Below are 16,709 nucleotides of genomic sequence, written 5' to 3' on the forward strand. Positions count from 1 at the left end.
GACATGATAACTGTAAACCGTCATATACTGGAAAACGGACTACGCATTGTACACAGTGAAGATACCACCACACAAATGGTGGCACTGAACCTGCTATACGATGTGGGAGCAAGAGACGAACACCCCGAACACACGGGGTTTGCTCATCTGTTTGAACATCTTATGTTCGGAGGTTCAATAAATATTCCTGATTACGACACTCCTGTACAGAATGCCGGAGGGGAGAACAATGCGTGGACCAACAACGATATAACCAACTATTATATTACTCTGCCTTGCAACAATGCGGAAATAGGTTTCTGGCTGGAAAGCGACAGAATGCTGTCGCTTGACTTCAATGAAAAAAGCCTTGAAATACAAAAGAATGTGGTGACAGAGGAGTTCAAACAAAGAAACCTGAACCAGCCTTATGGTGATGTGTCGCACATACTGAGGAAGATGGCATACAAGACACACCCCTACCGCTGGCCTACAATAGGAAAAGAAATAAGCCATATAATGAATGCTACACTGGAAGAGGTGAAAGACTTCTTCTATAGCTTCTATGCACCCAATAATGCAATACTGGCAGTCAGCGGAAATATCACATTCGAAGAGACAAAACGTCTTGCTGCAAAATGGTTCGGAGATATCCCTGCCAGAGACATCAAACCTAGAGAACTGCCACAGGAAGAGCCTCAGACAGAAGAACATCGCGTCACTGTATTCCGTGATGTTCCAGTGGATACACTCTACATGGCTTTCCATATCTGCGGAAGAAGAGACAGCAGTTATCATACATTCGACATCATGTCTGACATTCTTTGTAACGGACGTTCATCACGTCTCATTCAAAGACTGGTAATTGAAAAGAAAATATTCAGTTCCATAGATGCCTATATTTCCGGAAGCATAGACAGCGGACTTTTCCATATTACAGGAAAACCATGTGACGGAGTCAGTCTGGAAGAAGCGGAAAAAGCCGTTTGGGAAGAGCTTGAGGATCTGAAAAATCATCCCGTAGAAGAATTAGAGTTGGAGAAAGTAAAAAACAGATACGAGAGCGAGCAGATTTTCAGCAATATAAATTATCTGAACGTAGCAACAAATCTGGCTTTTTTTGAACTTATAGGCAAAGCGGAAGACATCAATGATGAAGTAAGGAAGTACCGTTCCGTATCGTCCGAACAAATAACCGAGATGGCAAGAAAGTGCTTCATCAATACTAACAGCAATATTTTATATTACAAAAAAGCATCAGGCGAAATAGAATGAAACAACACTACCGTACCCTTCTGGCACTGGGAATCCCTATAGTTATCGGACAAATAGGAGTTATAATACTGGGATTTGCCGATACACTGATGATTGGTCATCACAGCACTACAGAACTGGCTGCAGCAAGTTTTGTCAATAATATGTTCAACCTGGCAATAATCTTCAGTACAGGTTTTTCGTATGGGCTTACTCCTATTGTGGGTAGCCTGTTCGGACGCGGCATGCGCAGTGACGTAGGCCGTGCATTAAAGAACAGTCTTGCAGCCAATACACTGCTTGCCGTACTTGTGTGTGGAGTTATGGCATGTGTTTATGCAGCAATTCCACGAATGGGACAACCGGAAGAACTGATTCCGTACATCCGCCCATATTTCCTGATTCTGCTTGCCTCAATACCTTTTGTATTATGGTTCAACGGTTTCAAACAATTTGCCGATGGAATAACAGATACCAAGGTTTCGATGTGGATTCTTTTAGGTGGAAATGTACTTAATATCATAGGTAACTATATCCTTATATACGGTAAACTGGGATTACCTGAGATGGGACTTTCAGGAGCAGGTATTTCTACTCTCACATCAAGAATTCTGATGGTAATAGCTTTCGTCACGCTGTTCTTCATGACCGACCGCTACAAAGAGTTCAAGGAAGGATTCAAACGCGGAAGAATAAATAAAGCGGAATTTGCCCACCTTAATAAACTGGGATGGCCTATAGCCGGACAGATGGGAATGGAAACAGCATCATTCAGCCTCAGCGCCATCATGATAGGATGGTTGGGAAGCATGGAGCTGGCATCGTATCAGATTATGATAGCCGTATCGCAAGTATGCTTCATGATGTATTATGGCATGGGAGCTGCGGTTTCAGTAAGGATAAGTAATTTCCACGGACAAGGAGATATGGAAAACGTACGCCGTACGGCAAATCACGGTTTCCACATTATACTGGTAATGCTACTTATGACCGGTATCCCTATATTTTTATTAAGGGAGCACATCGGAGGCTGGTTTACAGACAGTGAAGAAGTAAGCCAGATGGTAGCAAGCGTCATTTACCCGTTCCTGCTCTACCAGTTTGGAGATGCACTACAGATAAACTTCGCCAATTCATTGCGTGGTATAGCAGATGTAAAACCTATGCTCCTGTATGCATTCATAGCCTACTTCGTAATCTCTCTGCCTGCCGGATATATTTTCGGTTTTGTTCTAGATGGAGGACTAACAGGAGTATGGATGGCATTTCCTTTCGGACTGACTAGCGCAGGTATCATGTACTGGCTACGTTTCAGGAAAAAAACTACGATTGCTTAATAGTTGTTAGTTGTTGGTTATTTGTTTTTAGTTTCCAGCCGCATGACTCTAACAACTAACAACTGAAAACTCATAACTTTTAATTATTAATTCTTAATTACCCCATGTTTTCCACCAAGACCAAACTGGCATTCGGATATATCATCCTGATTATCCTACTCTTAGGAGCTATAGGATATGTATATAAGCAGATGAACCTCCTTACGCAACCTACCGGACTGGAGGAAAGCATTTATAACCGCCGCCGTACGACACACAATATCATAAGCCGGTTATACGAGACTGAAGTTATAGGTCAGGCACTCCGTACTGGAAGCTCGGATGAAATCTGGCTTTACACCAAAGCCATGAAAAAAGTACATCTTTCGCTTGACACTCTTAGAAACCAGCTAACCGACACTGTACAACAGGCACGTATTGACACTGTAAACATGCTCTTGCGCGACAAGGAGCGTAACATGCTGGCTGTGTTGGAGGCCATGAGCACTACTCCCACCGACATTATCTACAGAAAGCAACTTGACAGCCTTCTGAACGAACATGATTCTCTCATTACAGAAAGTCATGTACGCCGCCGTGTGGTGACACATCACAACACATATACCATCCATCATGAACCTAAAAGTTTCTTCAGACGCCTGGCAGATGTTTTCTCTCCCGGTAAAGCAGACTCTACGGAAGTGAGCAATGTAGTTGAGGAAGTATTCACCGATACAATTGATCAGGTATTCAGTCCGATAGACACCATTGCATCAATGCTGTCCGGAATACAAGACAAGGTATTCCAAACACGTCAGGATGAACTTCGCACTCTAAGTTACAGAATAAACCGTCTGAAAATAGCAGGAAGCCACCTAAGCCGACGTGTAAACCAACTGCTTGAAAGCATAGAACAAGATGAACAGGAAGCCTTGGCAGCACGTATGTATCACGAACAGTCCATACGCCGCGATGCAGCTCTGGCAATGGCAGTCATATCCGTTGCTGCAATAATACTCGTTCTGGTATTCTTCACGATAATATGGAGAGACCTGACACGCAGCAATCACTATAGGAACGAATTGGAAAAGGCACGCGACTACGCCGAAAACCTGCTTAGGGCACGCGAAAAACTGATGCTCACCATTACACACGACATAAAGGCTCCTGCAGGCTCGATAATAGGATATACAGACCTGCTGGAACGTCTTATAACAGACAAACGGCAGACATTCTATCTTAACAGTATGAAGAACTCTGCCCAACACCTTCTGGCCCTCGTTACGTCATTACTTGACTATCACCGCCTTGAAGCCGGAAAGATGGATCTTAATCCGGTAGCGTTCCGTCCATACAGACTGATGGAAGATATATACAACAGTTTCCTTCCACTGGCTGAGAAGAAAGGAATCACACTGTCATACGTTCCTGATTTACAGCAAGACCTTACACTTGAAGGTGATCCTTTCCGCATAAGACAAATAGTTGAAAATCTGTTGTCGAATGCTCTAAAATTCACAAACGAAGGCAGTATCACTTTAAAGGTTTCATATTCAGGTGTACGCCTGACATTCAGCGTAGAAGATACAGGCTGCGGTATGAGTAAGGCCGAGCAGGAAAAGATATTCACCGAGTTCACACGTTTGCCAGGAGCACAGGGACAGGAAGGGTTCGGATTGGGACTTTCAATTACCCGCAAATTAGTTGAACTCCAGGACGGAGAAATAAATGTAGAGAGTACACCGGGACATGGCAGCTGTTTCAGTGTAATAATCCCATTGCCATCATACGTCCACGAAAAGCCAGCAGAAGAAAAAGAAATTGAAAATCCTGTATCATTCATCTCTGGAATACGTATTCTCATAATAGACGATGACCGCATCCAGCTTGGTCTGACACGTGACATGCTGTTAAGTCTTACCAGCACAAGTAAGGATGCAATGCCTGATATTGTATGCTGTCAGCATCCGGAAGAAGTGTTCGAACATATCAGAAAAGAGAAATTTGACCTTCTTTTCACAGATATCCAGATGCCTGCCATGGATGGTTTCAATCTTCTGGAAGCAATACGCGCACTTTCTTGCGAGCAAGCCAAGAACATCCCTGTAGTGGCAATCACCGCACGTGCCATTCCGGATGATGAAGGTTTCCGTGCAAGAGGTTTCGCAGCCGTACTACGCAAGCCATTCAGCCGCAAAGATATCATTAACGCAATAAGCCTGGCACTAAACAAGACATCTATTGATACGTCAGAAATCAGTACCTCAGCGAAGGAATCTATTTTACCTTCAGACAACATTCAGCCATCTGAAGAAAGTATTACCGAAAATTCTTCCAGACAAACAAAGTTCAATTTTTCACGTCTTACAGAATTTTCTATGGACGATGAAGAAGCCGCACGCTGCATACTCAACACGTTTGCTGAAGAGACACGTAAAAATATCATCAAGATGAATGAAGCCATTGACAGAGGAGACACCACAGAAATATGTGCCATAGCACATAAGATGCTCCCTACATTTATTATGATAGAAGCACGCGAAGCAATTCCTGCCCTACAATGGCTTGACGAACATAAAAATAAAGGCACGGACCCTGCTACAGCAGAGGCCCATGCCCATACAGTGATACGTATTGCACAAGAGGCAATAGAGGTTATACAATCAGTTAGTAAATAATAAATTCTATCTGATTATTTTCTTCTACATTCCGATTAGTTCATATACAGATATGACTTTTCATATCCTCCGAAATCCACAACGATTTTCTCCAGTACAACAGCAGGATCATGTGGCATAAAGTCAAGTACATACATTCCATTATCCGATGCAGGGAGAGACAATGTCACTTCGTTTTCCACTACCCTACGGGCTACCGTCGGATAATATATTGTATATATGTTCTCAGGGTTTTCATTTAGATTAGCATTAAAGTTAACCCTTTCTGCTTTTGCCCCTCTGAAACCGATAGAATATTCATGTCCTTCCTTGCGGCTGAAAGCAAGGAAGGATTTTAGTATACCTATACTTAATTTATTCTTGAAGAATTCTTTTAATTATTACGATGTAAACACGTATAAATATGTTATATAGCATTTTACTACATCTATTGTAACATACGTGATAAAATATGTAACATTTATCTTCTTTTGTATTACATCTAAAAAACAATTGGTAACGTCTGAAATTTTATCTTATTGATTAATACGTACATTTGTATTGTCGATAACAATTGTTTTACTTTAATATACTAAGTATGAAAAACGGTTCAATTTAAGTATATAAAAAAATTGTTATTAGGTTACTTATTACCTATATATTAATTAATAGAAGAAGTGATATTAATTTATAAAACTTAATACTTAATGTTTAATTTAATTATTTCAATCATGAAAAGCACAAGAAATCTGAAACCTTTATGGTTATTGATGTTTTTTTGCCTGATACCTTTTTGGGCAATAGCACAGACTGTAACTATTAGTGGTAACGTTAAGGACTCATCAGGCATACCGGTTATTGGTGCCAGCGTGCTAGAAAAAGGTACTACCAATGGTATTATCACCGACTTTGACGGAAACTTCACTTTATCTGTAGAAAGCAACTCTACACTTGTTATTTCTTTTGTCGGATATAAGACACAAGAAATAATTGTAAATGGTCAGACTTCGTTCAATGTAATATTAAAAGAAGATACAGAAGTATTGGAAGAAGTTGTTGTCGTTGGTTATGGTGTTCAAAAGAAGAAACTTGTAACAGGTGCTACAGTGCAAGTAAAAGGAGATGACTTACAGAAGTTAAACACTGTAAGTGCTTTAGGTGCATTGCAGAGCCAGAGTCCTGGTGTTAACATAACACAAAGTTCAGGTATGCCTGGAGAAGGATATAAAGTAAACATCCGTGGTATGGGTACTATTGGGTCTTCTGCTCCTCTATACGTTATAGACGGTGTAGCTGGTGGAGACATAAATATGCTTAACCCTGCAGATATCGAATCTATTGACGTATTAAAAGATGCTGCTTCGGCTGCAATCTACGGTGCCCGTGCAGCAAACGGTGTAATCCTTGTCACAACCAAACAAGGTAAAACAGGAAAAGTACGAGTATCATATGACGGATATTACGGTGTACAGCAAATAGCTAAAAAACCGGAGTTATTGAATGCCAAGCAGTATATGGAGATAATGGATAGAAAAGACGGCGCATACGATTGGGAAAGCTTACTTCCGTCATACCTTTATGATTCTATTATGGACGGTTCATGGAACGGAACAAATTGGCTGGATGAAGCCACAAACAATAATGCACCCACCCAGAACCATGCATTCAATATTACAGGTGGAAATGAATTCTCTAAATTCTCATTAGGTTTGTCATATACTTCTCAGGAAGGAACCATTGGTAAACCCGTTGAACCTAACTATGAACGTTATACATCTCGTCTAAATTCAGAACATGTAATTTTGAAGAACAATGATTTTGATGTTATCAAGTTCGGAGAAAACATGACCTACAGCTATACAGAAAGATCAGGTATAGGAATTGGTAATATATATTGGAACGACGTCCATAACTTCCTTGTAGCAAATCCTTTGATGCCTGTTTACGACAGCGAAGGCAATTATTATGACCAGGACGACAAAGTAGCAGAAGGTTGGGGGTTTGAACCTAATGCTGCCAACCCTATTGCTTCGATGGTTTATCAAAGAGGTAAAAACCTTACAAGGAATCATGCTTTCCGTGGAAACTTCTATTTGGAAATACAGCCAATAAAAAATTTAAAATATAAAACCAGCTTTGGCTATCGTTTCAATTCATCAAGTTACAGATCTTATACAGACAAGTTCAATTTATCTGCAGCTACAATAAATACAAACGATAAAGTAACCCAAACTCAGAGCATGGATCTGGCATGGACATGGGAAAATACTTTAAGCTATAGCCTGAAAAAGAACTATCATGCTTTTGATGCCGTTATCGGTCAATCAATGGAAAAATGGGGTATAGGAGAAAATGTTTCTGCTACAAATGCAAACTCATTGTTCCCTGGACTGTTTGACTACGCTTATTTGAGCAATACACAAGGTATTAATTCAAGTTTGACAACTGTCAGCGGAGCACCTCAGACCGCAGGTCGTCTGGCTTCTTTCTTCGGTAGAGTTAACTACAACTATAACGAAAAATATATGTTCTCTGCAACTTTACGTGCCGATGGTTCAGGAAACTTTGCAAGAGGAAACAGATGGGGCGTCTTCCCATCATTCTCAGCAGGTTGGGTAATTACTAATGAATCGTTCATGGAAAGTGTTCAAAACTGGATGGACTTTTTGAAGATCCGTGCCAGCTGGGGTCAGAACGGTAACTCAGACATAACTAACTTCCAGTATCTTTCAACTATTGCTTTTGATGCCCAGAACTCATATGTATTTGGAACAGATAAAGTTACACAAACTACAGGAGCCTATGCAAATATATTGCCAAATAAAGACATCTCATGGGAAACATCAGAACAGTTAGACTTGGGTATTGATGCACGTTTCTTTAATTCCAGACTTGGATTAGCTTTCGATTACTACCACAAAGTAACTAAGGACTGGCTTGTTCAGGCTCCTATCCTTGCCAGCTACGGTACAGGTGCTCCATACATAAATGGTGGTGACATTGTAAACAAAGGTTTTGAAATAGCTTTGAACTGGAATGAAAGAATAAGAGACTTTAATTATGGTATCAATTTCAACCTGTCACACAATAAAAACGAAGTTACAAGAATCGCCAATACAGAAGGCATTATCCACGGTCCTAGCGATGTGCTTACAGCTATGAGTGGCGGTGAAATTTACAGAGCCGAAGTCGGTTATCCAATAGGATATTTCTGGGGATATAAAACAGCAGGAGTATTCCAGAACCAGGCACAAGTAGATGCTACAAAAGCTAAATTATCAACAGCTGCTCCAGGTGAACTTATATTTGTTGATGTAAACGGTGACGGAGAAATATCAGAGGCTGATAAAACTATGTTAGGTGATCCAAACCCTGATTTCCGTATGGGATTCTCTTTCAACCTCGGTTATAAAGGATGGGATTTGTCTGTTACAACTAACGGTGCTTTCGGACAGCAAGTTGTAAAATCATACCGTCAATATTTGGGTGAAACAAAACAGAACTTTACAACAGATGTTTACGAATGCTGGAATGGTGAAGGCACATCAAACACTATGCCGTCTATCTACAAGATGGAAAGTAGCGAAAGCTGGAAAAACTTCTCTGACATTTTCGTTGAAGATGCCAGCTATCTGAGAATACAGAACATCACATTAGGATATGATTTCAAGAAATTGTTCCCTAAAATGCCTCTTGAACAAGCCAGAATATATTTGTCTGTTCTTAATGCTTACACATTCACAGGTTATTCTGGTATGGATCCGGAAGTTGGTGCAAGCGGTAACGATTCTTATAGCTGGGCTTCAGGTATAGATTTAGGTTTCTATCCAAGTCCTCGTACATATATGGTTGGTGTAAATCTTAAATTTTAAATAGTATAGTCATGAAACTAAAATATATATACGCAGCAATTTTTGCAGCACTTACATTAAACAGTTGTGAAAACTTTCTCGATACTGAGAATTACACACAGAAAACTACAAGTAACTTCCCTAAAACATCTGAGGATATCAGTATGATGTTGTCAGGTTTGTATTCAACATTGAATCATCAAAACAGACAGCACACTGTCAATATATACTATGTGGCAGGAGCAGCTTCAGACGAATTATTCGGCGGTGGCGGTTCTGCAGATAAAGCATTCCAAATGACAGACAAACTGTTAAATGTAGGAGTTGATGCATTCCAATCATTCTGGGAAGAAAATTATAAGGGAATATATCGTGCAAACATGATACTTGAATACGTTGGCAATGTAACTGATTGGGTTGACGAAGCAACGAAAAATCAGGCTATCGGCGAAGCCAAGTTCATGAGAGCCTTGCTTTATTTCCAGATGGCACAAATGTTTGGCGAAGTTCCGATGCCGTTAACTTCTGAGGCGCAAAACCTGCCAAAATCTTCTGCCGAAGAAATATATGCCCAAATAACTACAGATTTGAAAGAATGTATTGAAAGCATGCCTGACAAGAAATATTCTCCTGATTTCTCCGGTCATGCAACAAAATATGTAGCAGAAGCTTATATGGCAAGGGTATTCTTATTCTACACCGGTTACTATAAGAAAGATACATTACCTTTGGCTGATGGTGGAAGTGTTACAAAAGATGAAGTTATAAGCTGGCTGGAAGATTGCAAGGACAACGGTGGTTATGGTCTTGTAAATGATTATAGGGAATTATGGCCATATACTAATCCTTATACTATAAATGACTATTCTTATACAAAGGGGCAAAATGCAATTGACGGTACAAAACTGGCATGGGAAACGGATGTGAATAATGAAGTGCTTTTCGCTACTAAATATAACGTATATGGTTCATGGGATGATGTAAGTCTTTCAAACATGTTTCCACTTTTCTATGGTCTCAGAAATCAGGATTACGCCAAGACTTTCCCATTTGGCCAAGGTTGGGGATGTGGAACTGTAAACTCGGTATTATTTAATGACTGGTTGGCAGACGAGCCTAACGACCCAAGACGTAATGCTTCTATCTTAGATGTTAAAGAAGAAGGAATAACATATTCATGGGACGGTAATGACCAAATGGAATATACAGGATATTTCCAGAAGAAATATATGAATATAAATGCTAAAGCATCTGATGGTTCACTTGTGGTATATTCATATTTAATGTATGGTGCACAAAACAATATGCAGCTAGGTCAGACTCAGGATTTGGTAATGATGCGTTATGCCGATGTTCTTTTAATGCACTCTGAATTGACAGAAACAGCAGATGGCTTGAATAAAGTACGTAACAGAGTAGGACTTCCAAGTGTTGACTATTCACTGGACAACATAAAAAAGGAAAGAAGATACGAACTAGCATTCGAAGGTATCCGTTGGTTTGACCTTATGAGATGGGGCGATGTAGAAACTCAGTTGGAAAGACAGATAGGCGTAAAAATCATAAATGCCGGAAAAGAAACTACAATGCAATCATTCGGTGGCGGATTTACCAAGAGATATCAGGAAACAGGTGGTTTCTGGCCAATACCTAAATCTCAGATGGATTTGTCAGGCGGTGTACTAGTTCAGAATAAAGGATGGGGTACTACTGATGCTGAATTCTTAGGCTGGTAAAAAATCTAAATTCAAAATACTTAAAATAAAACCGACATATATCGTAATTAAAAAAATTGATATATGCCGGTTTTTTTTATACTCATTAATATAAACAACGAATATGTTACAAATGCTTCCGTATATATTACATACACCATTTTTACATCAGATATTATTATTTTGAAGAAATAAAATAATTTACCTTTGTCTCATTCTCAAAACATAATATCATGAAAAACATTTATTATCCATGGCATTATTTTTTGCCATATCAGCATCGTACGCACAAGAACTGCCTCATTGGACCAGACAAGGGACAGCCACACAAATGACAGTCAATGACAAGCCAATGCTTCTTCTAGCCGGTGAACTTGGAAACTCCTCGGCTTCATCGCCAGAAGACATTGAGAGTATATTCCCAAAATTAAAACGTATCGGACTGAATACCGTACTTGTACCGGCTTATTGGGATCTGATAGAGCCGGAAGAGGGGAAATTCGACTTCTCACTCATTGACAAGGCCATCACTGAAGCTAGGAAACAAGATATGAAAGTCGTTTTCCTGTGGTTCGGCGCATGGAAAAACTCCATGAGCTGTTATGCCCCGCTATGGTTCAAAAGCAATTACAAGAAATATCCACGGTGTTATACTGAAGCCGGAAAGCCACTAGAAATAGCCAGTCCTTTTTCGGAAAATGTTTTCGAAGCCGATTCCAAAGCTTTCGTGAAACTGATGAGCCATATAAAGGATTTTGATTCAAAGGAGAATACGGTAATCATGATTCAGGTGGAGAATGAGATAGGCATGCTGGAAAGCGCAAGAGATCACTCAAAGACGGCTGATAAGCTGTTCAAATCTCCGATACCGGAAGAGCTGAAAAAATATTTGAAGAAGAATATCAATACTCTTCACCCATGGCTGAAAGAAAAATGGCAGAAAGCCGGTGGAAAAACGGAAGGCACATGGGAAGATGTTTTCGGGAAAGACATTTTCACTGATGAAATATTTATGGCATGGCAATATGCCGCATACGTAGAGAAAATGATTCAGAAAGGAAGGGAAGTATATAACCTGCCAATGTATGTCAATGCAGCGATGAACAGCCGTAACAGGAAACCGGGCGAATATCCTTCAGCAGGACCGCTTGCACACCTTATTGATATATGGAAATGTGCAGCTCCAAGCATAGACCTTCTTGCTCCGGACTTGTATGACAAAGGATTTGTGGACTGGGTTGCACAATACAAACTTCATAACAATCCGCTTTTCATTCCAGAAATAAGACTCGAGCCTAATGATGGGGTGAGAGCATTCTATGTGTTCGGACAGCATGATGCCATAGGCTTCAGTCCTTTCTCAATAGAGGATGCTCCCGACGACGGCAATTACAAACTCACCAAGGCCTATGCCAAACTTGAAGAACTTATGCCTCTGATCACCAAATATCAGGGTAAGGAACAGATGAAAGGCATATTATTCGACCAGACGAACAAGGAAAAGAACATTGAGTGGGACGGGATTACGCTTTCATGCAAGCATTTCTTCACTCTTCCTTGGGATGCCCGTGCCACTGACGGAAGTGTATGGCCCGAAGGCGGAGGTATCATAATAAAGCTGGACAGATACGAATATATTGTTGCCGGAAGCGGTATTGTAATAGAATTCAAGAATCCTAATGAATTGAAGGGATTTATACAGAAGAAGCTTGGCGAGGACGGTTTCATTGCTGCCGGTGGTAATACCGCCAATGAAGAAAAATGGTATGCGGAAAAACGTATAGGAATAGGTTCGGTAGATGAGGTCAGTATAGACGAGGAAGGAAATATGAAATATTTGCGCCGGCTTAACGGCGATCAGGATCATCAGGGCCGACACGTCAGAATTGGAGTCGATGACTTCAGTATTTTACACGTGAAACTATACGAATATAGATGAGCGTTCATTTAATTTAAAACAGACGTTCATTTTACATACAACGACAGTTCATTTTACTTCGAATGAACTGTCGTTTTTTTATCTTGCTATCCAAAGCTCTGGATTAAGCTTTTCTTTCTCCTTTCTTAACTGAAAATGAAGTACTGTATTGCCGTCTGCATCAGTATTTATCTGCCCTATTACGTCACGCGTTTTCAACTGGCTTCCTTGTTTCACAATCACTGATTCCAGATTACAATATACGGAGATATAACTTCCGTGACGAACCAGAACATTTGCCAGACCGTTATATTGGAACACAGCAGTAACTTCTCCATCAAATATGGTACGTGCCATTGCACCTGATTTAGCCTTAATGTCTATACCTTTATTATCGAGACGAACATTTTTCAATCCTTCTACCTGATACTGACCGTAACGACCGACAATTACATATGGACCTGTAACCGGTATAGGAAGTCTTCCTTTATTGCGTTCGAATGTTCCTGATAATTTACGGTCCGAATCATCAACTTTATAGACGTCCATCTGTTCCTTTTCTTTCTTGACACTTTCACCTGCAGGCTGTTTTTTAGTCTGTGCCTGTTTACGCCTGCGTTCCTCCTCTGCTCTTTTACGTGCCGCTTCTATTTCTATGGCAATCAGACGGTCTATTTCCGCATTAAGTCTGTTTGCTGCCTTTCGTTGTTTATCCAACTCACTTCGCAGTTGTATCTGCTTTTTTTGCATAGATGCAAGCAGTTTCTTTCTGTCAGCCTCTTGAGTTTCAAGTTTCTTTTTCTCGGCTTCCTGATGCTTAAGCAAGGCAATCTTTGCCTGATAGGTTTCTTCGGTCACCTTCTTCTTCTCCTGAATCTCAGACATTTTTGCCTTTATTTCCTCACCTTTAAGACGCTGGAAGTTAGCATACTGTCTCACATAGCGCAAGCGCCGGTACATCTGACTCAGATTATCTGCAGAGAAAATGAACATAAGTTTTTCCTGTATAGAGCTGTTACGATGAAGATATTTGAGTGATTTTTCATAACCGGCACGTTTACGTTCCAAATCTCCTTCCAATACTTTCATCTCACTTTCCAGACGGTTTATTTCCTGCTGTATGCTATTTACATCACTCTGTATAGCTGATAGATAGCGGCGTCTTTCGGCAATCTGTCCGCTTATAAGAGCCAGATTGTCCAACTGGCTTTTAACGTCCTTCCCTGCCGACTGTAAAAGTGTTTCAGATTCGTTTATGCGCTTGTGAAGTTCATTACGTTCCTTCTCCAACTGCCTTATCTTGGGAGTTGACTGTGCACAAACAAACTGTACGAGTTGTATGCAAATAAATAGTAATATGTACCTTAACGAAATATACATTTTTGCTTACTGTTTTATAAATAGTTTCAACAGTTCCTGTACTGACATTTTTCTATATTTTGATGAGAGTTCTGTCTTGGAATCCCAATTGGAATCTGTATTGATACGGGATAATTTCATATCCAATGAATACTTTTTGTCAGTTCCTTCGGACATCATCTCTATAGACTGCGGGAAGACATCATTTCCCAACATGGTGAAATCCGCATAACGGCAATGAAGCGAATAGGGCAAGCTTTTAAGCGCTATAACTGTCTCCTCCAGACGACCGTCTGTAGCCGACGTAAAGAAACTGTATCCTATACGCTTTGTTCCTTTTACCTGTAATCGGGCTCTGTCTGCATAAGGAGACAAAGTAAATCCGGAAGCATCAGCCACTGAAAGCTTATCCTTTCCTGGAATAAATATTTCATTCAATATTAAAGACTGGAGAATATTAAAATCCAGTTCAGTATTCAGAAGACTGCTTATTTCGGCAAAACCTAACTCCACATAACGCTTGTTCATCCTGTCAACTGCCATGACTTTATCCGGAGTTATGTCTATACGTGCCACTTCTATACCCAATATAGGAGCCACACTGAAACGTATTATCTCACCACGACGCACACGCATATTTGCATTAACACTCATAGGCGAGGATGAGCCTACATTCAACTCTATACGGGCACGGGCGGTCAGATTATCACGTGATGGAGTCCACTCTATCACCTTTTCCATATATTCAGTTCCGGAAAGACCACCAATCGTAGTATTACGCAATGTATTTCTGGAAGTTGAACATGATGTCAGGATTAATACAAGCAGAACTATGTAGCTGATTTGTTTCATAAAAGCACTATTATTCAATGTATTTACGTAAGGCTATTTTCTGTTTCAGTCTTTTTATCTCTTTTTCGGGACGTGGAGTTGCACCCTCTTCCTTAGAATCATCAATTGTTAAAGCTTTCTTCCATAACTCCAGGGCCTTTTCCTTTTCTCCCAATTTGAAATATATGTCGCCACAATGCTCTACTATTACCTGACTGCTGTCGCCACCGTTTTTCATCGCCTGTTCTATATATATGCGAGCTTCAGTAAGTTTCCCTTTTTCAAACAGTATCCATGCATACGTATCCAGATAAGTAGGATTTTCCGGTTCGGCCTTAACTGTCAGAAAACTCATTTCTTCTGCTTTATCCAAATTTGTACGTTCTACAGAAAGATAGTAGGCATAATTGTTAAGTGTATTAATATTCTTAGGATTATATACCAAAGAAGAGTCGTATGCGGCATAAGCCTCAGCCTTCATTTCGCGCGAATGATATAAATCGCCCAGTATGGAGTAAAAATCCGAAGCTATATTCTTATCACTCTTTTCATTTATCTGCTGTACTCCTTTTTTGAACACTTCCAACGCCTTTTCTGTCTGGTCTTTCTGATAATGCGCCAAACCCAGATAGTAATAAAACTCCATAGCGTCAGGATTATATACCAATGCCGGAGTCGCCACACGTATAACTTCATCAAGATTGTTATCCGCTATAGCATAACTCAGCAATTGAAGTCTGGCAGGTTTATTTTCAGGATCAAGTTCCAGTACCTTATTCAATACAGGAACTGATTCTTTTTCCATTTTCTTTGTTATAAGATACTGTGCATAAAGCATCGGCACATCGGCATTCGGCTGTTTTCCAGTCAGTATTGTCTCAAAAAGGCTTATGATTTTTGTACTGTCCTTATCTGTCTGTTCCGATTTTACTATAAGCTGACGCATAAAGTCAAGCTTGAGTTTTGTATCTACATTCTCATTGACCAGAATTGAATCAAGCTGAATGTTATACAAGCTGTCCTGACCGGTTTTCTGATAATATGAAGCCAGAGAAACCATGGCAGGAGCATAATCAGGTTCTTCTTTAAGAATATCCTGATATACTTTCAGGGCCTCTTCATTGCGTCCGTTGCTGAGATAAACATCTCCAAGCACCGTACGATAACGCATATCGTATGGATATTCGTCCACCAACGACTGTATTTCCATAAATGCCTTATCCATATTGTCCAACTGGAGATATGCACGGAATTTCTCCATACTTATCTGCTCTGATTTTCCGTCAAGTTCTTCTATGCGGTCAAGTGTAGAGACAAGGCTGTCATAACTCTTGGTTCTGTTATATAAGTCTGCCAGTGAAAGCAAAGGTTCCAGACGTGACGGAAATATCTGTGCCATATCCTCATATACAGATATAGCTTTAAGCCAGTTTTGCTTTGACTGGTAATATGAAGCCAATGTCTGCTTATACCAGAAATTGGTATCATCCGAACGAGACGCCTGTTTCAAAGCTTCTTCTCCTTTGGCCTCCTGTCCAAGGAACATATAGAACTGTGATATTTCATACAAAACGGCAGCCGACTGCGGATATATGTCCAGACAATGGGTATATAGCTGAAAAGCAGCATCGTATTCCCCCTTCTGTTTCATACGGACAGCTTCCAGAAAATAATAGTCAAACTTTCGGCGTTGTTCGTATGTCAAAGGATCTTTCAATTCAGACGATACCTTATTAGCGCGCTGTTTTCTCTGATTTAATGTTCCACATGACGAAAGCAACGGCAATATAAGAATTAATAAATAAATGTACTTCATTGTTTTTATATTA

The 16,709-nt window shown here is 40.2% G+C and carries 9 protein-coding genes and 1 pseudogene; 6 read left to right on the forward strand and 4 right to left on the reverse strand.

The genetic code is table 11. The features are described 5' to 3' along the window. Positions 1–3: 3 nt before the first annotated feature. The 3 genes from OCV82_RS04765 to OCV82_RS04775 all read left to right on the forward strand — a co-directional run bounded on the left by OCV82_RS04765 (position 4) and on the right by OCV82_RS04775 (position 5,227). On the forward strand, positions 4–1,254 hold the full coding sequence (locus tag OCV82_RS04765; protein WP_154043386.1) for a M16 family metallopeptidase: 1,251 nt from the start codon (positions 4–6) through the stop codon (positions 1,252–1,254). Further along, a complete protein-coding gene (locus tag OCV82_RS04770; RefSeq protein ID WP_154043387.1) occupies positions 1,251–2,570 on the forward strand; it encodes an MATE family efflux transporter in 1,320 nt (439 codons plus the stop codon). Before OCV82_RS04765 ends, OCV82_RS04770 begins: the two co-directional genes overlap by 4 nt. A gap of 104 nt (positions 2,571–2,674) precedes the next feature. Next, complete coding sequence (locus tag OCV82_RS04775) at positions 2,675–5,227, forward strand: ATP-binding response regulator (protein ID WP_154043388.1); 2,553 nt, start codon at positions 2,675–2,677, stop codon at positions 5,225–5,227. A 35-nt stretch (positions 5,228–5,262) separates the two neighbouring features. Here OCV82_RS04775 and OCV82_RS04780 read toward each other — a convergent pair. Further along, positions 5,263–5,568: pseudogene (locus tag OCV82_RS04780) on the reverse strand (glycosyl hydrolase 115 family protein); the annotation flags it as partial. A 369-nt stretch (positions 5,569–5,937) separates the two neighbouring features. Here OCV82_RS04780 and OCV82_RS04785 point away from each other — a divergent pair. The 3 genes from OCV82_RS04785 (at position 5,938) to OCV82_RS04795 (ending at position 12,711) form a co-directional block, all read left to right on the forward strand. Next, positions 5,938–9,078 carry a SusC/RagA family TonB-linked outer membrane protein gene (locus tag OCV82_RS04785; protein WP_154043389.1) on the forward strand — a complete coding sequence of 1,047 codons (3,141 nt, stop codon included), beginning with the start codon at positions 5,938–5,940 and terminating at the stop codon, positions 9,076–9,078. Positions 9,079–9,089: 11 nt separating this feature from the next. Beyond that, on the forward strand, positions 9,090–10,793 hold the full coding sequence (locus tag OCV82_RS04790; RefSeq protein WP_154043390.1) for a RagB/SusD family nutrient uptake outer membrane protein: 1,704 nt from the start codon (positions 9,090–9,092) through the stop codon (positions 10,791–10,793). Positions 10,794–11,025: 232 nt separating this feature from the next. Next, a complete protein-coding gene (locus tag OCV82_RS04795) occupies positions 11,026–12,711 on the forward strand; it encodes a GH35 family beta-galactosidase (RefSeq protein ID WP_154043391.1) in 1,686 nt (561 codons plus the stop codon). 78 nt (positions 12,712–12,789) lie between these two features. Here OCV82_RS04795 and OCV82_RS04800 read toward each other — a convergent pair whose 3' ends face one another. From OCV82_RS04800 to OCV82_RS04810, 3 genes are read right to left on the reverse strand one after another with little or no spacing between them, the layout of a single operon-like run. After that, positions 12,790–14,070 (reverse strand): murein hydrolase activator EnvC family protein, encoded by a 1,281-nt coding sequence (locus OCV82_RS04800; protein WP_154043392.1) that lies wholly within the window; start codon positions 14,068–14,070, stop codon positions 12,790–12,792. Between the two features lie 6 nt (positions 14,071–14,076). Continuing rightward, a complete protein-coding gene (locus OCV82_RS04805; protein ID WP_154043393.1) occupies positions 14,077–14,901 on the reverse strand; it encodes a DUF4292 domain-containing protein in 825 nt (274 codons plus the stop codon). 10 nt (positions 14,902–14,911) lie between these two features. Next, positions 14,912–16,696 (reverse strand): tetratricopeptide repeat protein, encoded by a 1,785-nt coding sequence (locus OCV82_RS04810; RefSeq protein WP_154043394.1) that lies wholly within the window; start codon positions 16,694–16,696, stop codon positions 14,912–14,914. Positions 16,697–16,709 lie beyond the last annotated feature (13 nt).

This window comes from Bacteroides cellulolyticus, from assembly GCF_025567135.1.
In the GTDB taxonomy this organism is placed as follows: Bacteria; Bacteroidota; Bacteroidia; order Bacteroidales; family Bacteroidaceae; genus Phocaeicola; species Phocaeicola cellulolyticus.

Bases quoted from the DNA above. Each gene is read 5' to 3' on its own strand.
- OCV82_RS04765 (WP_154043386.1), top strand. From the start codon at position 4: ATGATAACTGTAAACCGTCATATACTGGAAAACGGACTACGCATTGTA.
- OCV82_RS04785 (WP_154043389.1), top strand. From the start codon at position 5,938: ATGAAAAGCACAAGAAATCTGAAACCTTTATGGTTATTGATGTTTTTT.
- OCV82_RS04800 (WP_154043392.1), bottom strand. From the start codon at position 14,070: ATGTATATTTCGTTAAGGTACATATTACTATTTATTTGCATACAACTC.
- OCV82_RS04810 (WP_154043394.1), bottom strand. From the start codon at position 16,696: ATGAAGTACATTTATTTATTAATTCTTATATTGCCGTTGCTTTCGTCA.
- OCV82_RS04795 (WP_154043391.1), top strand. From the start codon at position 11,026: ATGGCATTATTTTTTGCCATATCAGCATCGTACGCACAAGAACTGCCT.
- OCV82_RS04770 (WP_154043387.1), top strand. From the start codon at position 1,251: ATGAAACAACACTACCGTACCCTTCTGGCACTGGGAATCCCTATAGTT.
- OCV82_RS04775 (WP_154043388.1), top strand. From the start codon at position 2,675: ATGTTTTCCACCAAGACCAAACTGGCATTCGGATATATCATCCTGATT.
- OCV82_RS04790 (WP_154043390.1), top strand. From the start codon at position 9,090: ATGAAACTAAAATATATATACGCAGCAATTTTTGCAGCACTTACATTA.
- OCV82_RS04805 (WP_154043393.1), bottom strand. From the start codon at position 14,901: ATGAAACAAATCAGCTACATAGTTCTGCTTGTATTAATCCTGACATCA.